Origin of the sequence: Actinoplanes sp. HUAS TT8 (assembly GCF_051380535.1) — a bacterium.
In the GTDB taxonomy this organism is placed as follows: domain Bacteria; phylum Actinomycetota; class Actinomycetes; order Mycobacteriales; family Micromonosporaceae; genus Actinoplanes.
Genome location: NZ_CP195646.1, coordinates 1,257,807 through 1,282,545, shown reverse-complemented (window position 1 = coordinate 1,282,545; position 24,739 = coordinate 1,257,807). Strand labels below are relative to the sequence as shown.

At 73.0% G+C, this 24,739-nt stretch carries 11 protein-coding genes; 4 read left to right on the top strand and 7 right to left on the bottom strand.

All coding sequences use genetic code 11. From position 1 onward, the window contains the following. Positions 1-184: 184 nt before the first annotated feature. Positions 185-2,476 (bottom strand): accessory Sec system translocase SecA2, encoded by a 2,292-nt coding sequence (gene secA2, locus ACSHV8_RS05600; protein ID WP_436530049.1) that lies wholly within the window; start codon positions 2,474-2,476, stop codon positions 185-187. 148 nt (positions 2,477-2,624) lie between these two features. Between secA2 and ACSHV8_RS05595 the strand changes: the two genes are divergently transcribed. Then, positions 2,625-3,362 (top strand): ATP-binding protein, encoded by a 738-nt coding sequence (locus tag ACSHV8_RS05595; RefSeq protein WP_436530047.1) that lies wholly within the window; start codon positions 2,625-2,627, stop codon positions 3,360-3,362. A 50-nt stretch (positions 3,363-3,412) separates the two neighbouring features. Here the strand turns inward: ACSHV8_RS05595 and ACSHV8_RS05590 are convergent, their stop codons facing one another. Further along, positions 3,413-4,426, bottom strand: a complete 1,014-nt coding sequence (locus ACSHV8_RS05590) for a hypothetical protein (protein WP_436530045.1) — start codon at positions 4,424-4,426, stop codon at positions 3,413-3,415. A 1,387-nt stretch (positions 4,427-5,813) separates the two neighbouring features. On the opposite strand from ACSHV8_RS05590, the gene ACSHV8_RS05585 reads away from it, so the two are divergent. The 3 genes from ACSHV8_RS05585 to ACSHV8_RS05575 all read left to right on the top strand — a co-directional run bounded on the left by ACSHV8_RS05585 (position 5,814) and on the right by ACSHV8_RS05575 (position 9,198). Beyond that, positions 5,814-6,134: a hypothetical protein gene (locus ACSHV8_RS05585; RefSeq protein WP_436530044.1), complete on the top strand. Its 321-nt coding sequence runs from the start codon at positions 5,814-5,816 to the stop codon at positions 6,132-6,134. 879 nt (positions 6,135-7,013) lie between these two features. Continuing rightward, the gene (locus ACSHV8_RS05580; protein WP_436530042.1) at positions 7,014-7,535 is read left to right on the top strand and encodes a hypothetical protein; all 522 of its coding nucleotides are present in this window, start codon (positions 7,014-7,016) and stop codon (positions 7,533-7,535) included. A gap of 184 nt (positions 7,536-7,719) precedes the next feature. After that, on the top strand, positions 7,720-9,198 hold the full coding sequence (locus tag ACSHV8_RS05575) for a glutamate--cysteine ligase (protein WP_436530040.1): 1,479 nt from the start codon (positions 7,720-7,722) through the stop codon (positions 9,196-9,198). 86 nt (positions 9,199-9,284) lie between these two features. Here ACSHV8_RS05575 and ACSHV8_RS05570 read toward each other — a convergent pair whose 3' ends face one another. From ACSHV8_RS05570 to ACSHV8_RS05550, 5 genes are all read right to left on the bottom strand, one after another. Beyond that, on the bottom strand, positions 9,285-19,832 hold the full coding sequence (locus ACSHV8_RS05570; RefSeq protein ID WP_436530038.1) for a hypothetical protein: 10,548 nt from the start codon (positions 19,830-19,832) through the stop codon (positions 9,285-9,287). A 160-nt stretch (positions 19,833-19,992) separates the two neighbouring features. Further along, positions 19,993-20,493 (bottom strand): cobalamin biosynthesis protein, encoded by a 501-nt coding sequence (locus ACSHV8_RS05565; protein WP_436530037.1) that lies wholly within the window; start codon positions 20,491-20,493, stop codon positions 19,993-19,995. Between the two features lie 81 nt (positions 20,494-20,574). Further along, positions 20,575-21,930 (bottom strand): cobyrinate a,c-diamide synthase, encoded by a 1,356-nt coding sequence (locus tag ACSHV8_RS05560; protein WP_436530035.1) that lies wholly within the window; start codon positions 21,928-21,930, stop codon positions 20,575-20,577. Further along, entirely contained in the window at positions 21,924-22,523 is a 600-nt protein-coding gene (gene cobO, locus ACSHV8_RS05555; protein ID WP_436530033.1) for a cob(I)yrinic acid a,c-diamide adenosyltransferase, read from the bottom strand. The genes ACSHV8_RS05560 and cobO overlap by 7 nt, the downstream gene beginning before the upstream one ends. A gap of 135 nt (positions 22,524-22,658) precedes the next feature. Continuing rightward, entirely contained in the window at positions 22,659-24,734 is a 2,076-nt protein-coding gene (locus ACSHV8_RS05550; protein ID WP_436530031.1) for a VWA domain-containing protein, read from the bottom strand. Positions 24,735-24,739: the final 5 nt, after the last annotated feature.

The window sequence follows — 24,739 nt, the reverse complement described above, 5'->3', positions numbered from 1 at the left end:
GTCTCCATCCACAGTGTGAGAAAGACGTTCCATATTGTTCCCGGTAACACGAATGCATTCCGGGAACGCTTTCTGTCAGCCGCATTAAGCATTGCCGAACCCCATGCGTCTGAGCAGGGCCGGAACAGCGTGAAGGGGGTGCCGCGGCTCGCGCGACACCCCCTTCACGTAAACAGAAGTGAAATCAGCCACCCGAGGTGAGACGACGGCCGACGGCCGCGATCAGCCGGTCCAGCTCCGAGCCGAACGGGTTGTCGTGCACCAGGTACGTCCACGTGGCGCTCGGCCGGACGATCTCGGCCCGGTCCGGCTGCCAGCCGTCGGTGAGGTCGACCTCGTCGAACGTCTCGATGGTCCGCTCCTCGACCTTGGTCAGCAGGTCCTGGAAGGCCGGAACGGCCGACCGGTGGAACTCGTCCAGCGGGTCCAGCTTGCCCAGCGCCCGCAGGTGCACACCCTCGCGGACCTCGGACAGGTAGGCCAGGTGGTCGGCCCAGAGCCGGTCCAGGTGGTACAGCGCGATCGCCCGGGCCGAGTCCGACAGCACGTCCTCGTCGGTCTCCTTGGCCTTCTCGGGCGACCTCTCCAGCAGCATGATCGCGGCCACCTCGGAGGTGAGCAGGCGCTCGCGCCGCTCGGCCATCAGCAGGCGCTGCTGCTCGATCACGACGCTGTAGCGCCAGGTGTTGCGGTGGATCTCGTGGTTGACGCCCTCGGCGACCCGCTGGGCGTGCTCGACCGCGTAGTCCACCTGCGAGTCGTGCACGACGCCGTCCATGTCCATCCGCGGCGAGGCCGGCAGGATCTCGCCGGCGTGCCGGGTCACCAGCTCGTCCTCCAGGCTGACGAAGAACACCGAGGCACCCGGGTCACCCTGACGACCGGCGCGGCCCCGCAGCTGGTCGTCGACACGACGGCTGTCGTGGCGGCCCGCGCCGATCACGTACAGCCCGCCCAGCTCGACGACCCGATCGCGGTCCTTCTCGTCGCTGCCGCCCAGGCGGATGTCGACACCACGGCCGGCCATCTGGGTGGAGACGGTGACCGCGCCGACCGCGCCGGCCTCGGCGATGATCGTCGCCTCCTCGGCGTCGTTCTTCGCGTTCAGCACGTGGCACGGCACACCGGCGGCCTCGAGCTGCTCGGCCAGCCGCTCGGACGCCTTCACGTCCAGGGTGCCGATCAGCACCGGGCGGCCCTTGTCGTGCGCGATCTTGATCTCTTCGACCAGCGCCTCGTCGCGGGTGTCGTGCGCCGAGTAGATCCGGTCCGGGTCGTCCTCACGGATGTTCGGCGTGTTCGACGGGACGACCGCGACCTCGAGGTTGAAGTACTCCCGGAGCTGCTCGCCGACGTGCACCGCGGTCGCGGTCATGCCGCACACCGTCTTGTACAGCGCGATGTACGCCTGCACCGTGATGGTGTTCAGCACCTCGCCCTCGGCGGTCGCGGACAGGCCCTCCTTGGCCTCCACGGCCGCCTGCAGACCGTCCGGCCAGCGGCGGCGCTGGGCCACCCGGCCGCGCATCTCGTCGATCAGCTCGACCCCGCCGTTACGGACGATGTAGTCCACGTCGCGGCGCAGCAGGGCGTGCGCGTGCAGCGCGACGTTCACCGCCGACAGGTGCTCGACCTGGTCGTCGGCGTACAGGTCGATGCCGCCGAGCAGCTCCTCGACGTTCTTCAGGCCGGTCTCGGTGAAGGCGACGCTGCGCCCGTCCTCCGCGACCTCGTAGTCCTTGCCGTTGCGCAGGCCCTTGACCAGCTCGGCGGCCTCGTGGACCGGGTCGCTCTCGGTCGCCGTCGAACCGGCCAGCACCATCGGCACCCGGGCCTCGTCGATCAGGATCGAGTCGGCCTCGTCGACGATCGCGGTGGCCAGCTCGCGCTGCACCCGGTCGGCCACGTCGGTGACCAGCTGGTCCCGCAGGTAGTCGAAGCCGGCCTCGGAGACCGACACGTAGGTGACGTCGGCCGCGTACGCCTCCCGGCGCTCCTCCGGGGTCATCGCCTCGGTCACCGAGCCGACGGTCAGGCCGAGGAGCGTGTAGATCGGCTCCATCCACTCGGCGTCGCGCTTGGCCAGGTAGTCGTTGACGGTGAGCACGTGCACCGGGCCGTTGCCCAGGCGGGTGTGCCCGTACGCCGCGATCGTGGCGGTGAGCGTCTTGCCCTCACCGGTGGCCATCTCGGCGACCCGGCCGGAGAGCAGCGCCATCGCGCCGAGCAGCTGGACGTCGTACGGCCGCTGACTGATCGCACGGCGGGCGGCCTCCCGGCCCACCGCGCAGATCTCCGTGAAATCGGACGCCTCGCGCGCGGCGTCGGTCAGCGCCGCGTCGTCCAGCTCCTGCAGAGCTTCCTCACGGGCCTCGATCGCGTCCAGGCGCTTCGACAGCGGGCCGAGGTCCACAGTCGTGCCGGGACGCTGCAAAAACTTGCGGAATCGGTTCTTCAAACGCTGCGACACACCCATGGCGCGCAACGGTACTTTATTTCGCTGTTGCCCATCCGCCGGACTCCCGCGCGCCGCCCGCACGAGATTCGCCCACAGGTGTTGGTTTGCCCGCCCACGGCGCCGGGCACCTGCTGTCACGACCCACCGCGCCGGAAGGAGGCACCCGATGTCCAGCCAGCTCGTCTGCCGGCCGGAACGGGACCTCCCGGTGGCCGTCCTCACCGTCACCGGCACCCTGGACCACCTCACCGGCGACGCGCTCGGGGTCGCCGTACGCCGAAGCCTGGCCGTGCAACCCGTGAAACTTCTGCTCGACGTGACCCGATTAAAGGTGGCCGACCCGTTCGCCTTCGGCACGTTCGGATCCGTCGTCTGCCAGACCGCGGAATTCCCGAACGTGCCGATCGTCGTCTGCGGGGCCGATCCGGGCACGACGGCCGCCCTGGCCGCCACCCCCGACTGCGCCGGCGTCGAGATGGCCGACGACTGCGCGTCCGCCCTGGCCGAAGCCGGCCGCCAGCCGATGCCGGACCGCGTCCGGGTCCGCCTGCGCCCGGTCCCCGAAGCCTGCCGCCAGGTCCGCCACCTCGTCGACCAGGCCTGCGCCCGCTGGCAACGGGCCGACTTCACCTCGACCGCCGCGCTGATCGCCACCGAACTCGTCGCCAACGTCGTCCGCCACGCCCACACGACCATGGAATTCACCCTCGGCCAGCGCGACGGCCGCATCACCATGGCCGTCCGCGACGGCAGCCGCACCATGCCGCGAGCCCTCGACCCCGGCCTGACCGACGCCGGCGGCCGCGGATTGCGGCTGGTCCGGGAGCTGTCCGAGACGTGGGGCGTGCTCCCGGTCAGCGACGGCAAGATCGTCTGGACCCACCTGATCCCCGCCCTCCCCTGAGGCGGCTTTCTTTTTCCCGTACGGGATTCGCACGGCCCTCGCCGGGACGGCTACTGGCGGTGGGGCAGGCCGCTGGGCGCGTTGGTGTGGTCGTCCGGGACGGAATTGTCGGCGGGAAGCGTCGGCGGGGCGACCGGGACGGAACCGCGTCCCGGGAGCCCGGAGGGAGCATTCGTCTCGTCGACCGGGGCGCCGGTGGGTTCGGCCGGGGCGTTCAGGTGGGCGGACGGCGGGTTGTGCTGGCCCATGTCCGGCGGCTGCAGGCCGGGACGCGTGGGCGGTGCTCCGGCCGGTGGGTTGTGCTGGCCCATGTCCGGTGGCTGCAGACCGGGACGGGTTCCGGGCGGCGGGTTGTGCTGGCCCATGTCCGGTGGCTGCAGACCGGGACGCGTGGGCGGCGCTCCGGCCGGCGGGTTGTGCTGGCCCATGTCGGGCGGCTGCAGGCCCGGGCGGTTCTGGCCCGTCCCCGGAGCCTGGCCCATAGCTGCGGCCTGACCCGGCATCTGGCCGCCCACACCCTGGGCCTGTGCCATACCTGGGTTTTGCCCAGGCATCGCCTGGTTCATTCCAGAGGCCTGGCCGGGCGGGTACTGACCGGCGGGAGCCTGCGGTGCGGCGCCGGTCATCGCGGCCGCTGAGGGCAGGAAGTCGCCACTCGGCGCGGATCCCGGGGTCATCGGCGGGGCCATCCCCGGAACGACGGGAACTCCGGCGACCTGGGTCTGGTCCGATCCGGGGTAGCCCGGCGGGGCCATCCCGGGAACCGGCGCGGCCATCCCGGCAAGGTTGCCCGCGGCCGAACGTGCGGAACGGGTGAAGCGCGGGGCGTCGAGCGGGCTGTTCTGCTGGCTGTAACCGGAACCGGCCGAAGGCGCGGCAGCAGCGTCGCCCATCTGCGGAACCGGCCCGGCCGGAGACGTGGCTGCCGGGACCGGCACGGCCGCGGCGGGCGGTGCGGCCCACGGCGGGGTGGAACCCTCGCTGAGGTCGGTGGGCGGGGTGGTCATCGACGGTACTTCCGGGATCTGCCCGAACCCGCCGGGCCCGGCCGGTCCCGGCACCATCGGATCGTTTCCCGGCGCCGGCCAGACCGGATTCGCCGGGGGCTCGGCAGGGGCGGAGGCCGCCCACGGCGGAGAACCCGGCATCCCCTCGCCCGGCTGACCGACTCCAGCGGCCGGGCCGAACCCACTGGGCTGGCTTGCTCCGCCGGGCGGGACGGCTCCTGCCGGCTGACCTGGGGTGCTGTCGGCCGGAGGCCACGGTGCAGCGCCCGGAGCAGCCGCCATGCCGGCCCCGGCGGGCCCCGGCGGAGGGCCGAAGGCTGCGGGCGGCAGGCCCGACTCCCCCTGGGCGGCGAAGCCCTGAGCACCAGCCACCCCGCCGCTCGAAAGGCCGGAACCGACCTGGCCGGTGAAGCCTTGAACTCCGCTCGGACCGGCCGGCGAGACACCCGCCTGACCCGCGAAACCCTGAGCTCCGCTCGGACCAGCCGGCGAGACACCCGCCTGACCCGCGAAACCCTGAGCTCCGCTCGGACCAGCCGGCGAGCCACCCGCCTGACCCGCGAAACCCTGAGCTCCGCTCGGACCAGCCGGCGAGACGCCGGCCTGACCGGTGAAACCCGGCGCCGCGGACGGGCCGGCGGGCGAAAGGCCCGAGCCCGGCTGGTCGCCGAAGCCGCTCGGTCCGGCGGGTGAGAGTCCGGACGCAGGCTGGCCGGCGAGTCCGGACATGCCCACGGCTTCGGCGTGGCCGGGGAAACCGGATACGCCGGGCGCCATCCCCGGGTGGGAGCCGGGCCCGGCCGGCCCGGCGATACCGGTTGGGCCGGCGGCAAAGCCCGGCTGCCCGCCGCCCGAGAAGTCACCTTGCGCGTTGTCGGCCGGCGGCCACGCCTTGAGACCGCTCGCGGCGGGCGGTTCGGTAACGGTGGGCTCGGCTGCGGGCCACGGCTTCAAGCCACTCGCGGCCGGCGGCTCGGCCGCTGACGGCTCAGCCGCAGACCAGGGCTTCAGGCCACTCGCGGCCGGCGGCTCGGTGACCGTCCACGGCTTGAGCGCACTCGCGGCGGGCGGTTCGGTGACGGTGGGTTCCGCGGCCGGCCAGGGCTTGAGGCCGCTCGCGGCGGGCGGTTCGCCGAGGGCCGGGTCCGAGGCGGGCCACGGCTTGAGGCCGCTCGCGGCCGGTGGCTCACCGGTGGTCGCCGGCCAGGCCTGGGCAAGACCGGCAGGCGCGGCAGGACCGGCAGGCGCGGCGGGAGCGGCAGGGCCGGCCGGGGCGGATTCCGATTCGGCCGGGGGCCAGGTCTTCCGGCCGCTTCCGGATGCGGCGGGCGCTTCGGCGGGCGGCCAGGCGCGCAGGCCGCTGCCGTCCGCGCTCTCGCCGGCCGACCCGGCGCCGGAGGGCTCGGCCGGGGGCCAGGAACGCTGTTCAGCGCCGGGTTCGGAGGTGGACCACGACCGCTCGCCGACCGCGTCAGTCCCGGGTGACGACCAGGAGAGCGGCCCGCTGCTCGCGTCGGGGCTGGTTCCGGCCGTGGGCCACGATCGCTGGGCGCCCGCATCGGGGGCGCTGCCTGTCGCGGACCACGGCTGGGCGTCGGTTTCGGCGCCGGTCGCGGACCAGGGGCGCGAGTCGTTCGACGCCGCGCCGGCCGCCCACGGGGCAGGCGAGGACGGCGCCGCGTGGGCACCCCGGCGCGGGCTGCTGCCCGGTTCCGGCTGGTCGGCGAAGGACCGGCCGGCAAAGAACTGGTCCGCGGCGGCCTGATCCGCGTAGTTCTGATCCGTGGAGGACCGACCACCGGCAGCCTGGTCGAGTGAGGGCAGGCCGCTAAAAGGCTGGTCGAGCGAAGGCAGGCCACTCAAAGGCGGGTCGAGCGAAGGCAGGCCGCTGAAAGGCTGGTCGGACGAGGGCAGGCCGCTGAGGGGCTGCTCGCCGAGGGAGTGGGCGGCACCGCTGAACGAGGCCGGCCCGGCCCCGTTCACCCCGCCCGCCCCGTTGACCTCAGGCCCGGCGTGGCGCCCGGCCGGCGACGACAATCCACCCGCAGCCGGCGCCCCGTTCGTACCATTGCTCGCTGTTTGCGAAATAAAACCGGGCCCGGAGTTCCGCAGCAGACCGCCGAGCCGCGAGTCCGTCCACGACTCCCCGGGCGATGCGGCTGACCAGGCCGGCGGCTCGTCCGATGACGGCCCGAAGGCCACCCGGGTCGCCGCGATCAGCCCGGACGCCTCCATCAGCCCGGCCGCGGCCAGGACTTCGGCGGCGGCCTGCCCGGCGCGGCACGGCGGGGTTTCTCCGCAGGCCGGGCAGCGGGTGACGCCTTCTTCGACGGTGTGCGCGGCGATCATCTCGCGGGCGGTGCGTGCCAGCACACTGTCCGGATTGACGTAGTTCGTCGGTGCCACTGGTCCCCGCCCCCCGCCCGCACGTTTCGCGCGACTCGTCGTCCAGTTCACCCCGGCGGGTACCCCGGAAGGGCGAGTTTCCGCAGATCGGTGGGTTGTCGGCGGGAATTGGGCGGTATCCGGCGCGGGCCGGGTCACGGGTTGGTAGGGAAAGGGTGATCAAGATTTCACGATTCACTCACGGTGCGCATCCGAGCCCACTCCGTAACATTGAGGAACATCCAGGAGGTGACCCCCCATGGACGACACCGAGCTGCAGCGCGAGCGGATCCTCCGGCACGTCAGTCCGATCATCACCGGCCGGTTCATCGGCTACCAGGCCTCGTACACCCGCGAGGTGCGGGTCGGGCGGCCCTTGGCGATCGCGGTCTTCCTGACCGCCGGGATCGCCCAGCTGCTGGCCTCGCTGCTGCGGATGAAACCGGCCCGGCGAAGTCTGAAGGATCTGCGCAAGGGCCCGGAGTTCCTGGTCACCCCGGTCCGGTTGCGCGACGATCTCGGGCAGACCTATGAGATCGAGATGCACGGGCAGCTGCCGCAGTCGGCGCTGCACCGGGGGGATCTCGTGCAGGTGCGCACCGAGCCGCAGCGTGACCGTACCCTGCCGGTGAAGCTGATGCAGGTGGTCAATCTGACCACGATGCAGCCGCTCACCCCGCGCATCCCGACCCGCTGGTCGCACATGGGTCCGGCGATGCTGCTGCAGGCCACCGCCGGTCTCGTCGTGGTCGCCGCCCTGATGTTCGTTCTCTTCCACTGAACGCGTAGGAAACGAGACGATCGGGTACCGGGGCGTCCATGTTCGACGCACCGTTAGCCACCACCCGTAAATGCTGCCCCGCCGGGATGAGAACAGGCATAGACAGCGGTAATCATGAGTCCGGGGGGACCGCTGCGACGACGCCCGTTCCCCCTCACCGCTGACGGCTGGAAGGTGGTGCCCGGTGGGCGAGAAAGTCGAGAAGACCGAATTTTCCCGCGAGGACCGGTCCCGGTACCGGCAGAAGGTCCGCCGCAGTCTTGACGTGTTCGCGACGATGTTGCGCGAGTCCCGTTTCGACTTCGAGCGGCCGATGACCGGTATGGAGATCGAGCTCAACCTGATCGACGGCAATGCCGACCCGGCGTTCCGCAACGCCGAGGTGCTCGGCGCGATCGCCGATCCGGACTTCCAGACCGAACTGGGCCAGTTCAACATCGAGATCAATCTGCCGCCCCGGCGGCTCGGCGGTGACGACATCGCCGATCTGGAGAAGGCGTTGCGGGCCAGTCTCAACCACGCCGAGGGCAAGGCCCGCACGGTCGGCGTGCACATGGTGACGGTGGGGATCCTGCCGACGCTGCGCCGGGAGCACCTGACCGGTGACTCGCTCTCCGCGAACCCGCGGTATTCGCTGCTCAACGAGCAGATCTTCGCGGCCCGGGGTGAGGATCTGGACATCCGGATCGACGGGGTGGACCGGTTGGCGGTCACCACCGACACGATCGCGCCCGAGGCGGCGTGCACCAGCACGCAGTTCCACCTGCAGGTCAGTCCGGCGCAGTTCGCGGCGTACTGGAACGCGTCCCAGGTGATCTCCGGGATCCAGGTGGCGCTGGGGGCGAACTCGCCGCTGCTGTTCGGGCGTGAGCTGTGGCGCGAGACCCGGATCCCGCTGTTCGAGCAGGCCACCGACACCCGCTCGGAGGAGATCCGGGCCCAGGGCGTACGCCCGCGGGTGTGGTTCGGGGAGCGCTGGATCACCAGCGTCTTCGACCTGTTCGAGGAGAACGTCCGCTACTTCCCGGCGCTGTTGCCCATCTGCGACGAGGACGACCCGGCCGACCTGCTGGAACGGGGCGAGATCCCCACGCTGAGCGAGTTGCGGCTGCACAACGGGACGGTCTACCGGTGGAACCGGCCGATCTACGACGTGGTCAACGGCCGACCACATCTGCGCGTGGAGAACCGGGTCATGCCGGCCGGTCCGACGGTGGCCGACACGATCGCCAACGCGGCGTTCTACTACGGGCTGGCGCGCAGCCTGGCCGAGGCCGAGCGACCGGTCTGGACCCAGCTGAGTTTCCGCGCGGCCGAGGAGAATTTCCACGCCTGCGCCCGGCACGGCATCGACGCCAGTGTGTTCTGGCCGGGTGTGGGCACGGTCCCGGTGACCGAGCTGGTGCTGCGCCGGCTGCTGCCCCAGGCGGCCGACGGGCTGGACCGCTGGGGCGTCTCGCCGGCCCAGCGCGACCGCCTGATGGGCATCATCGAGCAGCGCTGCCTGCGCCAGCAGAACGGCGCCTCGTGGCAGGTGGACACGCTGCACGAGCTGGAGAAACAGGGTGCTGACCGACAGCGGGCGCTGCACGAGATGCTGCGCCGCTACCTGCCGTTGATGCACGAGAACATTCCGGTTCACGAGTGGCCCGTGGGGGCGTGAAAAACCCCCATTCACAAGACGATTTCGCCGTACGGCGAGAAGCGCGCTTCCCTCCCGTACGGCGAAATCGTCTTTGAAGGAAAACGTCAGCGACCCCGGCGGATTCGCGGCCGGCGGATCGACCGCCGTGTCGGCCGATCCGTCGTGAAGTCCTCGTTGATGCGGATCGGCTCCCGTCGCACGACCGTGCCGGCCACGCCGAGCGGCTTGCCGTTGCGGGTCATGACGACCAGCACGGCACCGGTCCCGATCATCACGGTGGACAGCAGCACCATGCCCGTGACCTGCGCACCCGTCACCGGCATGGTCGACGGATCGTCATTGCCGTCGTCGCCGTCCCCGCCGTTGCCGCCGTTGCCGGACGACGCCCCGGTGATCTTGAGCGGCACCGCCACCGTGTTGTCGTCGACGTAGCCGTCCTGGTCCGTCGTGCTGATCGTGACCCGCATCGCCCGCGTCCCGTTCTTCGCGGTGCCACCGACCTTGAGGGTGACCAGCAGATCGCTGCCGGAGTCGGCCGCCGAGTCGGGCGCATCGCAGATCGACGCGTTGTCGGCGACCTCCGGGGCGGCGGTGCAGACCGTCGCGATGGTCGTCTGCTCGGCGGCCGTGCGGATCCGGTTGCTCACCGCGTCGACGACGATCTCGGCCTTGGTCACCGTGACCCCGGCCGGCGGCACGATGGTGAACCGCACGTTGTCGGCGGTCTGCGAGCCCCGGTTGCGGTAGGGCAGCCGGATCACCGGGCCGGCGCCGGGCTTGGCGGCGACCGTGCCGCCGCGGTACTGCACGTCCAGGTCCACCTCCCAGCGGCCCACGATCAGGTCGGCGACGTCCAGGTCGGTGTCGCCGTCGCAGGTCAGGGCCGCACTGACCGCCTGGTGCAGGCAGCCGCCGGTGAGCGTCGCGCCGGGCGTCGCGGCGGCGTCGACCACCGCCGGGAACTGCAGCCTGGTGGTGGCACCGACGGCCAGGGTGACCGCGCAGGTGAGGATCCGCGAGGTCGCGCCGCGCTCGCAGCCGGCCGGCGGCCGGCCCTGGGCGGTGTCGGTGGGCAGCACCACGGTGAACCGGTACGGGTCGGCCTTGTCCGGCCCGGCGTTGTGCAGCGTCACCGGCAGCAGCGTGGTCTGGGTGCGGGCCGGTTCCAGGATCGACCAGGCGCCGACCGCGACGCTCACCGACGACCCGGTCGCGACCGTGCTCACCAGCTGCCCGGAGACGGTGATCTGGTCCTCGGCGTCGTCCGGGTCGGCCAGGGTGATGCCGGCCGCCCGCCAGACCGTGCTAGCGGTCGCCGAGGCGGCCACGGTCACGCCGAGCTTCAGGGTGCGCCCGGTACCCGCCGTCAGGGCGATCCCGGTGCAGGTCACGGAGCTGGAGCCGACCGTGCAGGGGGTGTCGCCGAGGCTCGCGGTGGTCACCTCGATCTCGTCCGGCAGGCCACCGAGCGGGACGGTCAGGGTCAGGCCGGAGAACGCGGTGGTGGTCTGGATCGTCACCTCGGCGGTCCCGGACGCGCCGGGCGCGACGACCGCGCCGCCCAGGACGATGGTGCCGTTGTCGCGCAGCGGCTGGTCCACGGTCCAGTCCGTGAGCCGCACGTCGCCGCCCCCACCGCACGAGGTGTTCCCGTCGGCCGAGACGCAACCACCGGTCAGGACCGTGCCCTCGGTCACCGTGCGGTCCACGATCAGCGGCACGGTCCAGGTCACCGTCTCGTTCGCTTCCAGGTCGTAGCCGCAGGTCAGGATGGTGTCGCCGATCACCCGGCAATCCCGGGCGACGGTTCCGGTCAGGTCGCCGATGGTGGTGTGCGGGTGGGCGATCAGCGACGCGGTGCCGTTGCGGGCGCTGGCCGGGCCGTGGTTGGTCGCGGTCATGGTGACCGTGCGGCCGGCCCCCGGCTTGACCGTGCCACCCCCGGGCGTGGTGACGTCCCAGGTGACCTGGGCGGTGGCGCTGCCGACGGTGAGCAGCTTCCCGGCACCGGTCGCGGTCTCGCCGCCGGCGGTCAGGGTGACCCCGGTCGCCGTCCACGTGGCGCCGGCCGCGGCCGCGCCGCCGACCTGCAGGGTCACCGACAGCGGGTTGTCGCCGACGACCAGGTTGGCCGGGGTGCAGACGATCTGCGTGCCGTTGTTGAGGCAGGGTGCGCCGCCCGGCCCGGCGATCGACGTGACGGCCACCCCGGCCGGCAGCCCGGCCAGCGGTAGGGTCACGGTTCCGGCCGACACCGGGCCGAGAGCCTGGAGATGTACGACGGCGATGCCGCTCCCGCCCGGGGTGACCGTCGCCGGCGCGGTGGTGACGGTCACCCGCTCGGCCAGCGGCAGCGCCAGCCGGATCGGGTCGATCGGGACGTCCACGCCGGTGCAGGTGCCGCTGCTGTCGGTGTCGACGCAGCCGCCGGTCAGCGGGGTGTGCACGTCCAGGTTGTCGGCCACCTTGATCGGCAGCGCGAGCTGGGTCCGGGCGTTGCCGTTGACGTCGGTGACACAGGTCATCGTCGCGCCGGCCGCCCCGAGCGTGCACTTGCCGACCAGTGTGCCGGTCGGGGCCTGGAAGGTGACGCCGCCCGGCGCCCGGAACGTGTACGTCGCGTTCCGCGCCACCGAGCTGCCCGAGTTGGTGATCGTCGCGGTCAGCGTCCCGGGGTCGCCCGGCTTGAGGGTGCCGGTCGCCGGCACCTCGACGCCCACGCTGAGCACGGTGTTCGGGGCGCCGACGCTGGCCAGTTGCACGGTCCGGAACGTCGACTGGGCGCCCTGGGCGACGGTCACCGTCGGACTCCAGGAGTCGTTCTGGCGGGCGGCGCCGTGCACGGCCGCGTTCAGCGTGATCGCCTTCGTGCCGTTGGCCGCGAGGTCGACGCCGCTGCAGGTCACCGAGTCGGCCAGCACGTCGCAGTGCCCGCCCGGCACCTGGGCCTGGGTGATCGTCAGCCCGGTGGGCAGGCCGGCCAGCGGGATGGTGACGTCCAGGCCGGTGCGGGCCCGGGTGGCGGCCAGGGAGACGGTGAGGACACCGGTGCGGCCGGGCACGATCGCCACCGAGGTGGCGTTGATGGTGACGCCCTGGGTGAGCGTCGGCGTCAGGTGGATCGCCGGCAGCGGGGTGTCAGCGCCCGTGCAGCCGTTGTCGTGGTTGGTGTCGACGCAGCCGCCGGTCAGGTCGGTGTCCGGGTCGGCGTTGGCCGGCACCCGGACCGGCAGGGTCCACTGGCCCGGCACCGCGCCGACGGCCAGGGTGACCTTGCAGTCGAGCTGGTCGTCGCCGACCGTGACGCAGTCGTTCAGGGCCGTCCCGGTCAGCGGCGTGCCGAAGGTCGTACCGGTCGGCGCCTTGATCCGGTAGACGACGGCGGTCGCGTCGGACGGTCCCGGGTTGGCCACGGTGACGGTCACCGGCGCGTCCGTGCCGGGCGCGACCGTGGCCGGGACCGACGCCGCGAAGGTGATGCCCGAACTCGGCGCGCCGACCCGGGCCATCACCCCGCTGACCTGGGAGGACGCGTTGGCCGAGTTGGTCAGGGTGATGGGCTGCCCGGGCGTCCAGGTGGTTCCGGCGGCCACCCCCGGGCCGGCTTTCAGGGTGACCCCGATCAGGTCGGCCGTCCCGGTCGAGGCCGAGACGCCGGTGCAGACGATCGTGCCGGTCAGCGTGCAGGACGAACCCTGCGGGCCGGCCGCGCCGATCAGGGTGACGCCGGTCGGCAGGTCGAGCGGGATCGTCGCGGTCAGGCCGGTCAGGGCGCGGTCGGCGGTGACCCGGACCTGGCTGGTGCCGGTCGAACCGGGAACGATGGTCGCCGGAGCCAGGGTCAGCACGGCCTGCGAGCTGAACGGTTTGCCCAGCGTGAACGCGGTGAGGCTGGTGTCCCCGGCGCCGCACAGGCCGTCGCTGCCCAGGTCGACGCAGCCGCCCGTGTCGATCGTGGCGCCCGGGGTGGCGGTGACCGGCACGTCGATCGGGAGCCGGAACTGGCGGGACTCCACGCCCAGGTCGAGCGCGCAGGTCACCAGGGTCAGCGAGGCCTTCACGCAGTAGTCCGAGGCGGGCGTGTCCAGGGTGCCGAAGGTGGTGCCGTCCGGCGCGCGGAAGGCGACCTTGGCGTTCAGCTTGGCCGACGGGCCGGGGTTGGTCATGGTCACCCGCAGCACGTTGCTGCCGCCGGGCAGTACCGCGCCGTTGGCCGGCACGGTCACCGTCACGGTCACGCCGGTCCCGTTGTCGGCCGGCCCGACCGTGGCGATCGGCTTGGCCAGGGTCGTGCTGTCCGAGGCGCCCTGGGTCACCACGATGGCCGGGGTCCAGGTGTCGGTCGGGTTGGCGAACGGGTCGGCGGCCACGGTCAGGCTCACCGGTACCGTGCCGCCGCTCGTGATGGCCACGTCCGCGCAGGTCACGGCCGCGCCGTTGATCGTGCAGGGCGTGCCCGCGACGGCCGCCGCGGTGATCGACAGACCGGCCGGGCGGCCGGCCCCGCCGATCGCCAGCCCCAGGTGGTCGCGGGTCGCGGTGGCGCCGAGGGTCACGGTGGCCGTGCCCGAGCGGCCCGGGGCGACGGTGACCGGGCTGCTGGTGGCGTTGAGGACCCCGGCCAGCGGCGTGCGCAGGGCGAGCCCGCCGAGCGACGGTTCGCTGCCGTCGCGGGTGCCGTTGCCGTTGAGGTCGACGAACCCGCCGGTGAGCGGGCTGGCCGGTGCCGGCGAGGGCACGACCACGGGCAGGACCAGGTCGACCCGGCCAGCCGGCCCGAGGGTGACGACACAGCTCAGCACGGTGATCGAGGTGACCGACTGTTTGGTGCAGGCGCCCGGCAGCCCGGTGTCGGCGAAGGTGGTGCCGGTCGGGGCGATCACGCTGACCGGGATCGCGGTCGCCGTGCCGCCGCCGGTGTTGGTGACGGTCACGGTCGTCGTCGCGGTCGTGCCGGGCAGCACCGAGTCGGTGGGCGGGAGCGCGACCGACGCGGTGAGCGTGTACGGCAGCGCACCGGCCACACCCGCGACGCCGCCGCCGCTGACCGTCTCGTTCGCGCTGTTCTTCACCTGGATGCCGGTGATCGTCCAGACCTCACCGGACGGGGTGTTCGCGCCCAGCGTGAGCGGCAGCGACACGATCGCCGTGCCGGCCGCGCTGAACGTGATGTTGCTGCAGGTCAGCACGCCTGCGGTAGGTCCGGTGCAGGACCCGCCGCCGTGGTCGGCGGTGGCGGCGCCCAGGGTCCAGCCGCCGGGCAGGTTGCCGACCGGGACGGTGACGGTCACGGTCAGCGGGGCGGCCGGGGCCGGGCTCAGCGCGACCTGGATCTGTGCGGTGCCGGTCCCGGACGGGGTGGTCATGGTGGCCGGGACGACACCGACGGTGATCTGCCGGCTGAACGGGACGGCCACCAGGATCGAGCCGAGCGGCACATCCGGGCCGTAGCGGCAGGTGCCGTCGTTGTCCAGGTCGACGCAGCCGCCGGTCAGGGTCGCGTTCGGGGTGGCTCCGGCGTCGACCGTCACCGGCACCGCCACGACGCTGGTGCCGCCGGGGAGCAGGTTCGTGGCCGTACAGGTCAATCGGTTGGTGTTGGGAATGGCGGGGCAGCCGGCGATCGGGCTCAGGGTCGCTCCGGCCGGCGGGATGATCTGGTAGGTCACGCTCGCCGCGTTCGAGACGCCGTTGTTGGTCACGGTGACCGTCGCGGGGCCGGTCCGGCCCGGTTCGATCGAGGCGATCGGGGCGACCGACGCGCCGAGCGAGACGTCGGCCGCGCCGACCGTGGCCAGCTTCCGGGCGACGACCACGAAGTCGCTCGCGGTCTGCTCCACCCGCAGGTCGGCCGGTGTCCAGGTCGCGCCCGGGGTGGCCAGGGCGGTGGCGGTCAGATTGACGGCGATCGTCAGCGGGGTGGTCGCGCTGACCCCGACCCCGAGGCAGGTGAAGGTGCCGCCGGCCGCGGTGCAGGGGTTGCCGACGGCCGGGATGACCGACGTGATGGACAGGCCGGTCGGCGGCGAGGTCTGCGGGATCGTCACGGTGAGATTGCTCAGCGCGGTGTTGTTCTCCGCGGTCAGGGTCAGGGTCGCCGTGGCGGTGCGGCCCGGCACGATCGTCGCCGGGGTGCTGCTGACCGACACCGTACGGTCGAACGACGCCTTCAGCGTGATGTCCGGGATCGGCTGGTCGCCGGTGCCGGTGCAGCCGGGCAGACCGTCCAGGTCGACGCAGCCGCCGGTGACCGGCCGGAACGGGTCGGCGCCGGCCGGCACGTTCACCGGGAAGACCAGGATGCCCGTGCCCTGCGCCGCGAGGATCGAGTACGAGCAGGTCGCGACCGTCCCGGCCGAGTTGCCGATGCAGTTCGCGGGCAGGGTGCCGAAGGTGGTGCCGCTCGGCGCGCTGACCGTGAAGACGGCCGGGGCGGCGTCCGACGGGCCACTGTTGGTCACCGTCACGTTCACCGTCGCCGGTCCTGGAGGTACGAGCGTGCCCCCGCCCCCGCTCGCGATGGTCGCCGTCGCCGCGAGGGTGCTGCGCGGCGGGCCGACCACCGCGACGGTCCCGTTCGCGGTGGCCCGCCCGGTCTCGGCGCCGGCCGCGGCCTGGATCCCGGTGGCGGTCCACGTGCCGGCCGCACCGCCGGACGCCGACACCACGTGCAGGGTGATGGTGTCCGCCTGGTTGACCCCCAGCGCGAACGGGCCACAGGTGAGCGTGGTCGTACCGGAGCACGAGCCGCCCCCCGGCTTGAGCGTCGAGGTGATGCTCGCCCCGCCCGGCGCGGTGTCCAGCGGGATGGAGACGGTCAGGTTCGACTCGCCGGTCTTCGAGGTCAGCGTGATCGTGGCGTCGGCGGCCTGACCGGGCACGATCCGGGCCGGCGCGGTGGCGATGGTGAGCCGCTGCTGCAGCGGGGTGCCGACGGTGATCGACGGGATCGACGCGTCGGCCGAGGTGCAGGTGGAGGACGAGTTCAGGTCGACGCAGCCGCCGACGACGGCCTTGCCCGGCACCACGTTCGTACTGATCTGCAGGGGCAGGTTGACGGCGAGCGCGGGCGCGCCGGCGGCGAGCGTGATCCGGCAGGTGGCCTTGGTCGCGTCGATGCCGGCCGTGCAGACGGTGCTGCTCAGGTCGCCGAAGGTCGCGCCGGCCGGGGCGTACACCGTGATCGGGGTGTTGACCGCGTCCGACGGGCCGGCGTTGGTGATGCTCAGGTTCAGCGTCAGGGCACCGCCGGGCATCGCCTGCCCGGCGCTCAGGGCCGCGGTGGCACCCAGGACCGGCTGGGCGGCGGCGACCCGGGCCAGCTCCGGGTTGGCCGTGAGCTGCTGGGTGCCGTTCGACACCAGGACGGCCGGGGTCCACGGATGGCCGGCGGTGGCCGCGGCCGGGGCGGCGACGGTCAGCAGGATGCTCGCGGTGTCACCGTTGCGGACGCTCAGGCCGGTGCAGTCGTACGTGCCGGAGCCGGGCGTACAGGTGGCACTGGCCGAGGTCACGCCCGAGACGCTGAGCTGCCCCACGGTCAGGCCGGCGGTCGGGATGCTGACGGTCACCCCGGAGAGATCGTTGTGGGTCGCGGTGATCTTCAGGGTCGCGGTCGCCGACTGCCCGGGTACGACGTCGGCCCGGTCGGCAGCGACGCTGACCTGGGACGCGAACGGCACGCGCAGGCTGAACGCCGGGATCGGGTAGTCCGGGGCGGCGCCGCAGCCCGGGATGCCGTCCACGTCCACGCACCCGCCGGTGACCGGCTGATCCGGGTCGGCGCCGGCATCGATGCGCAGCGGCACGGTCAGGGTTCCGGTCGACCGGCCCGGGTTGCTGCCGTTCAGGCTGGTCGTGCACGTCATCAGCTTCGCGGTGAGGATCGGGCAGATGCCGGGCGCGGGGGCCTCGAAGCTCACGCCGGTCGGCGCGATCAGGCTGAACGTGGCCGACGGGGCGTTCGACGGCCCGCCGTTGGTGACGGTGAACGTCATCGAGGTGGGGTCGCCCGGCTCGACGCTGCCACCGGCCGGGGCGGTGGCGGTCGCGCTCAGGTTGTACGAGACGGTGCCGGTGCCGGCCAGCACACCGGACGCGGCCGCGGTCTCGTTGCCGGCGGTGATCGTGGCGCCGGTGACCGACCAGACCTTGGGCGGCAGCACCGAACCGGCGATGGTGACCGGCACCGAGATGTCCTTGGCGGTGTTCGCGGTCAGCGCGATGCCGGTGCAGTCGATCGAACTCGCCCCGGTCGTGCAACTGCCCGGGCTCGGCACCGTCGGCGGGCCCAGGGTGAACCCGGTGGGCAGCTGCGAGGTGGGGATGCTGACCGCGACGCCGGTCTCGTTCTGGGTCGACTTCAGCGTCAGCTTGCCGGTGCCGGACGCGCCCGGGGAGATCGTCGCCGGGGTGAACGTCGCGGTCAGCCGGGACGACAGCGCGCTGCGCAGCACGATCGTCGGCAGCGCCTGATCGTCCGGGCCGGTGCAGGTGCTGTCGTTGTCCAGGCTCACGCAGCCGCCGGTGACCGGGGTGTTCGGGTTGGCCAGCAGCGAGACGGCCAGCGGCAGGGTCAGCGCCAGCCCGGCGCCGCCGGCCGGCACGTCCGCGGTGCAGTTGAGCTGCTGCGGGTTGAGCGGGGCGACGGTGCAGATCTGCCCGGTGGGCGTACCGGTGATCGCACCGAACGTGGTGCCGGCCGGGGCGATCACCTTGAACGTGTCACCGCGGGCGTCGGACGGGCCCTGGTTGTAGACGGTCGCGGTGATCGTCGTGCTCTGGCCGGGGCTGACCGTGCCGTCGGCCGGGCCGGTCGCGGTGACCCCCAGGGTGTGCCGCGGGGTCAGGGTGACCAGGGTGCCGCTGGTCGTGCCGGTGGAGTTCCCGAAGGTGGCGGTGATCGGTGTACCCGACCCGACCGTCCACGGCGCAGTGACCGCGGCGCCGACCGTGACCGGCAGCGACACCGTGATCGAGCGGCCCGCGCCGATGCTGACGTTCGAGCAGGTGATCGTCGTCGCGCCGGGCGCACAGGTGCCGCCGCCGGTGGTCACCACCGGCCCGAGGGTGTAGCCGGTCGGTGGGGCCGGGACGGTGATCGTGGTCGTGCCCGCGACCGCGGCGCCCGAGTTGGTCACCTGGACCGTGGCCGTGGCCTGGGCGCCACCCGGGATGGCGGTGGCCGGGGTGATCGTGAGGCCGCCGGCCAGGTTCACGTCCGGGCTGCCGATGGTCAGCAGCCGGCCCTGCCCGCCGGTGACCGCCGTGCCGTTCAGGGGGGCGGTGATACCGCTGACATCCCAATTGGTGCCGACCGGGGTCGAGGCGATTGCCGACGTACGGACGTTGACCGTCACGTTGTCGTTCCCGGGAACCGTCACCGGATCACAGACGATGCTCGCCGCGTCGACCGTGCACGGGTTGCCGCCCACGTCGGCCGAGTCGACGCTGACCCCGGCCGGCCGGTTACCGATCGGGACGGTGATCCGCGCGCTCGCGTCCGACGGGCCGTCGTTGGTGATCCGCACCCCGGCCGTCGCCGTCTTACCGGCCGGCAGCGTCACCTGGTTGACCGTGACCGAACCGCTGTCGGACTTGCGGCCCACCGCGTCCACCAGCACCGTCGCGGTGGTGTTGTTGATGCCCATCGTCTCGCCCGGCACCTCGGCGACCGGGATGCTGTCGGCCTTGATGTCCCCGATCGCCTGCCCCCAGTCGGGCGCGTTGCTCGGCGCCGACGCCTTGAGCTTGACCGGGAGCGACACCTTCACGTTGCCGCCACCCGGGACGGTCACGCCGGTGCAGACCACGTTGCTGGCGTCCGTGGTGCAGGTGCCGCCGCCGGTGACGGTGGGCTGGTCCAGCACGTACTGCGAACCGGGCAGCGGAATCTTGATGGTGGTGCCGGGCGCGGCCGCGTCCCCGGTGTTCGTCACCGTCACCGTCGGCGTGCCCGACTGCCCGGGCGCGAGCTGCACCTGACCCACCGTCACCGTGCCGAGCTTGATCTTGCCGGAGCAGGTCGACTCGGCGACCACCACACTGCCGTTCGCGATCACCGACAGGCCGCCGTTGAGCAGGCTCACGTCGACCGCCCGGACGGTGTAGTCGTACTGGAAGGTGTTCGGATTCCAGTGGCCGATGCGCTTGTTGATCGCCACGCTCGCCACCTGCGGGACAGTCAGACCCAGGTTCACGGTCGGGTTGACGACCGGCTGGCCGGCGACCTTCAGGTTCGCGACGGTGGTCGAACCGGAGATGCCGGACGCGTTGATGATGCAGGTCGTCGAGACCGTGTCGGCGCTGACCCCGTTCGCGCCGAGCAGGCCCAGCCCGGCCACGCTCGCGAAGGCCCGGCCACCACCGCTGGCCGCCGGGCCCGCCTGCGACATGATCGCGCCGGTGCCGGCGATCGGCAGCAACCCCAGGTTGGCGCTGACACTCGCGGTGGTCTGGCTCGTGGTCGTGGTGCTGCCGTCCGCCCAGTCCTGGGTGTTGCTGGTGGGGCGTTTGATGCTCAACGGCGCAAGGATCAGGTTGCTCAGTGCGCTCACCTCGACCCGCAACCCCTGCGCGGAGGTGCTCAGGCTGCCGATCGCGGCCGCCGAGAACGGGTGGGCGCCGAGCGTGAAGGCCAGGACCACTACCACGATCAGAGCGAAGACTCTTTTTCCCAGGACTGGGCGCACAGAAACCACGAAGCCAATTTTCAGCACCCGGACAGCGAAAAAACCTCACTTCCCGGATTGTCCGAACAAATCGTTTTCCATGGCTCTGAGCTGCTGGAACTTGCCTCAGGACAATTTTCTGCTAATTTGCTCGGCAGCAAGAATTCGACAGTGGTCGCGCTATCGCCACGGTCACGCCATTGATGATTCTCTTCGCCAGCATCAGCTCAGCCCCGTCCCCGGCCGCGAGCAGAGCCGCCGCCTCGGCCACACTCGGCGTCCCCACCGCGGCCAGCACCCGGGCCTCAGCCGGCCCCCGGGCCGCAGCCTCCGGGCCGGGCGCGAGCCGAGCGACCGTGCACGACGCGAGCCCCGCGGTCGTGCACGATGCAAGCCGCGCAGCCGTGCACGACGCGAGCCGCGCGGCGGTGGACGCCGCGAGCTCCTCGCCGGAGAACGCCAGCAGGCGCCACCCGGCCGCCGCGGCCAGAGCCCGCGGGCCCGGCTCGGCGGCCCGCCGGTCCAGCGTGGCCACCGCGGTGACCAGCGACCGGTCGGCCCCGGCCAGGTCCAGCGCGGCCTCGATCGCGGCGCCCAGATCCGCCGCCCCGACGCCCGGCCGAGCCCCGAACCCGACTGTCACGCCCCGGAACCCGACGATCACGCGCAGAACCCGGCCGCGGTCACGCAGGACCCGACGATCACGCGTCGAACCCGGCCGCGGTCACGCTGCGGCCGTGCGCACCAGCCGGGACGCGAGTCCACGATGGCCGGCCCAGTGCAGATGCAGATACGACGCGTGGACGCCCGCCGATGCGAAACCCTCCGGGTCACCCCCGCGCCAGGCCCAGGCCGCGCCGGAAGCCGGTGACAGCAGCACCCCGGACCGCGGGTGCACGGTCGTCCGGTGGAACTCGTGACCGGTCACCCGGGTGCCGGCCGGCGCGAGCGGACTGTCCGACAGCGCGACCGCGTCCCGATAGCCCAGGGTCAGCGTCGGCGTCATCGCCGCCTCCGCGTCCAGGACCCCGCACATCGGAGCGCCGTCCAGCGTCCGGCACAACCACAGCAGCCCGGCGCACTCGGCGGCGATCGGATGCCCGGCCGTGGCCAGCTCCAGCACGGATTTGCGCAGCGGCTCGTTGGCCGACAGCTCGGCGGCGTACACCTCCGGGAATCCGCCGCCGACGACCAGCGCGCGGGCACCCTCGGGCAGGGACTCGTCGCGCAACGGGTCCACGATGACCACCTCGGCGCCGGCGCCGGTCAGCAGCTCGGCCGTCTCCGCATAGGCGAACGAGAACGCCGGACCACCGGCGAGCGCGACGATCGGCCGGCCCGGCACCGGATCCGGTTCCTCCGGGGTCCACGGGTCGGCCGCCAGTGGCGGTGCCGTCCGCGCGACCGCGGCCACCGCGTCCAGGTCGACCGAGGCGGCGATCAGGGCGGCCAGCGCGTCCACCGAGGCCAGAGCTTCGGCGCGGCGCTCGGCGGCCGGCACCAGCCCGAGGTGGCGGCTCGGCGCGGCGACCGCGTCGGCGCGGCGCAGCGCGCCCAGCACCGGCGTGCCCACCTCCTCGCAGGCGTCGCGCAGGATCTGCTCGTGCCGATCCGAGCCGACCCGGTTGAGGATCACCCCGGCCAGCCGGACGGTGCCGAAGCTGCGGAACCCGTGGACGACGGCGGCGATCGAGCGCCCCTGCGCGGCGGCGTCCACGACCAGGATCACCGGGGCCTGCAGCAGCTCGGCGACCTGCGCGGTGGAGCCGGCCTCGCCGGCGCCCGTCCGCCCGTCGTAGAGCCCCATGACGCCCTCGACGACGGCCAGCTCGGCGCCCTGCGAGCCGTGCGCGAAGAGCGGCCCGATCAGGTGCTCGCCGACCAGCACCGGGTCCAGATTCCGGCCCGGCCGCCCGGCGGCGAGCGCGTGATAGCCGGGGTCGATGTAGTCGGGCCCGACCTTGAACGGCGCCACCGGCACGCCCCGGCGGGCGAACGCGGCCAGCAGCCCGGTGGCCACGGTCGTCTTGCCGTGCCCGGAGGCGGGCGCGGCGATGACCACCCGCGGGATCGTCACCATTCGATGCCCTGCTGTCCCTTGCGGCCCGCGTCCATCGGATGCTTGACCTTGGTCATCTCGGTGACCAGGTCGGCCGCCTCGATCAGATCGGGGTGAGCGTCGCGGCCGGTGATCACGACGTGCTGCGTGCCGGGCCGGCTCTGCAGGGTCTCGACGACGTCGGCGACGTCGACCCAGCCCCACTTCATCGGGTACGTGAACTCGTCCAGCACGTAGAACCGGAACGTCTCCGCGGCCAGGTCGCGCTTGATCTGCGCCCAGCCCTCGGCGGCCTCGGCGGCGTGATCCCGCTCGGTGCCGGCCCGCTGGATCCAGGACCAGCCCTCGCCCATCTTGTGCCAGGTCACCGGGGTGCCGTTGACGCCGTCGAGCGCCTTGAGGGCGGTTTCCTCCCCGACCTTCCACTTCTGCGACTTGACGAACTGGAACACGCCGATCGGCCAGCCCGCACTCCACGCGCGCAACGCCATCCCGAATGCGGCCGTCGACTTCCCCTTGCCGGGCCCGGTGTGCACGGCGAAGACCGCCTGCCGCCGTCGCTGCCGCGTCGTCAGGCCGTCGTCGGGCACGGTCGTCACTTTCCCCTGCGGCATAACCAAACCCCTCTCCCGTACGTGGGCCGGACCCGCCCCTCGTCCGAAGTCCCGCTGTGCGGTCAACGCCGCTGGATCAACCTTCGGCTCTGCCCCGGGGGCAGAGTCAAGCACGCACCGGCGCTGTAGCGCGGATCACGCCGCCCGGCGGTAGGACCGGTCCGCGGAGTCGGCCGCGGCGACCGGCCGCGCCCGCCCGGCCGCGGCTTCCAGCTGGTCGAGCGGCATGAGATCGGCTCCCAGGGCCCGGGCCAGCCGCCCCGCCAGCCCCAGCCGGATCGGCCCGGACTCGCAGTCCACGACCACGCTCGCCACCCCGGCCAGCGCCGGAACCAGCTGCAGCGGGTCCGGCCCGCTGGTCGCCCGCCCGTCGGTCACCACGATCAGCAGCGGACGCCGCCGCGGGTCACGACGGCGCTCGGTCGCGATCGTCCGGGCGGCGGCGCGCAGCCCGGCGGCCAGCGGCGTGCGCCCACCGGTCCGCAGCGCGGCCAGGCGCATGACCCCCACCTCGTGGCTGGAGGTCGGCGGCAGCACCACGTCGGCGTCACTGCCCCGGAACGTGATCATCCCGATCCGGTCCCGCCGCTGGTAGGCGTCCCGCAGCAGCGACAGCACGGCGGTCTTGACCAGGGTCATCCGCTTGCGCGCGGCCATCGACCCGGACGCGTCCACCACGAACAGCACCAGGTTGGCCTCGCGTCCGACGTGGATGGCCTCGCGCAGGTCGCGCGGCTCCACGCCCGTCGACCGGGTCCCGGTGTGCACGGCGTTGCGGTGCAGCGCGGCCCGCAGCGTCGCCGGGAGATGCGGCGCCCCGGCCAGCTTGCCGACCGGCTTGCGGGAGCCGACGACCCGCCCCCGGCGGGCATAGGCCGGCGAGCGCTTCCCGGTGTGCCCACCCTCGCCTCGGGCCGAGATCCGGAGGGTACGGGGTCGGAACGCCGCCCCGGGCCGCGCCGGCGCCGCCGTCTGACCGCCCCGCCCAGCCTCCTCGGGCGCGCTGTCGTCCACGGACGGCTGCTCACCGCCCTGGGGACCGGTCGGCGGCGGCCCGTCCACCGGACCGGAACCGCCCCCACCGGGGCCGTCACCGTCCGGTTCGTCGTCCCCGTCGGGATCCTGCCGCTCGGCATCCTCCTGGGCCTGCCGCTCGGCCTCCCCCAGCGCCTGGTCCAGTTTCTCCTCGTCGGTCCCGGGCGGGTCCAGCGGATCGGTCCGGCGCCGGTGCGGCAACGCGAGGCGGGCGGCGTCGGCGACGTCGGTGGCGGTCACCCGGTCACGCCCGTGCCAGGCGGCCATCGCCACCGCGCATCGCGCGACCACGATGTCGGCCCGCATGCCGTCGACCCCGTACGCCAAGCAGATCCGGGCGATGCGGTCGAGCTCGTCGTCGGGCAGAACGACCGTCGGCAGGACGGCCCGGGCAGCCGCGATCCGCGCCGCGATCTCCCGCTCGTCGGCCGCGAAACGCGTCGCGAACGCCGCCGGGTCCAGCTCGTAGGCCAGCCGCCGCCGGACCACCTCGGCCCGCAGCCGGGCGTCGCGGGGCGCGGCCACGGTGACCACCAGGCCGAACCGGTCCACCAGCTGCGGCCGGGGCTCGCCCTCCTCCGGGTTCATCGTCCCGACGAGCAGGAACCGCGCCGCGTGCTTGACCGACACACCGTCGCGTTCGACGTGCGCCCGGCCCATCGCGGCCGCGTCCAGCAGCAGGTCCACGAGATGGTCGGGCAGCAGGTTGACCTCGTCGACGTAGAGGACGCCCCGATGCGCGGCCGCGAGCAGCCCCGGCTCGTACGCCTTGATGCCCTCGGCCAGCGCCCGCTGGATGTCGAGGGTCCCGACGACCCGGTCCTCGGTCGCCCCGACCGGCAGCTCGACCAGCGACGCCGGGCGATGCGCGGCCGGCGTGTCGGCGGGGTGCGGCCCGTCCGGGCACTCCGGGTCGGGCGCGGCCGGGTCGCACGCGAACCGGCAGCCCCGGACCACGGTCACCGGCGGCAGCAGACTGGCCAGCGCCCGCACCACGGTGCTCTTGGCGGTGCCCTTCTCGCCGCGGACCAGAACCCCGCCGACGGCCGGCGACACGGAGGTCAGCAGCAGGGCCAGGCGCAGGTCGTCCAGGCCGACCACGGCCGAGAACGGGTACGGAGTCGTCACAGGGTGTTCCCTCCCGGCGGGTGTCCACGCCCGCGCGTCGGTCGTCACGAGCG

Excerpts from the sequence above, each read along its gene's own strand:
- secA2 (WP_436530049.1), bottom strand. The coding sequence starts at position 2,476 with ATGGGTGTGTCGCAGCGTTTGAAGAACCGATTCCGCAAGTTTTTGCAG.
- ACSHV8_RS05595 (WP_436530047.1), top strand. The coding sequence starts at position 2,625 with ATGTCCAGCCAGCTCGTCTGCCGGCCGGAACGGGACCTCCCGGTGGCC.
- ACSHV8_RS05590 (WP_436530045.1), bottom strand. The coding sequence starts at position 4,426 with ATGGTGCCGGGACCGGCCGGGCCCGGCGGGTTCGGGCAGATCCCGGAA.
- ACSHV8_RS05580 (WP_436530042.1), top strand. The coding sequence starts at position 7,014 with ATGGACGACACCGAGCTGCAGCGCGAGCGGATCCTCCGGCACGTCAGT.
- ACSHV8_RS05560 (WP_436530035.1), bottom strand. The coding sequence starts at position 21,930 with ATGGTGACGATCCCGCGGGTGGTCATCGCCGCGCCCGCCTCCGGGCAC.
- cobO (WP_436530033.1), bottom strand. The coding sequence starts at position 22,523 with ATGCCGCAGGGGAAAGTGACGACCGTGCCCGACGACGGCCTGACGACG.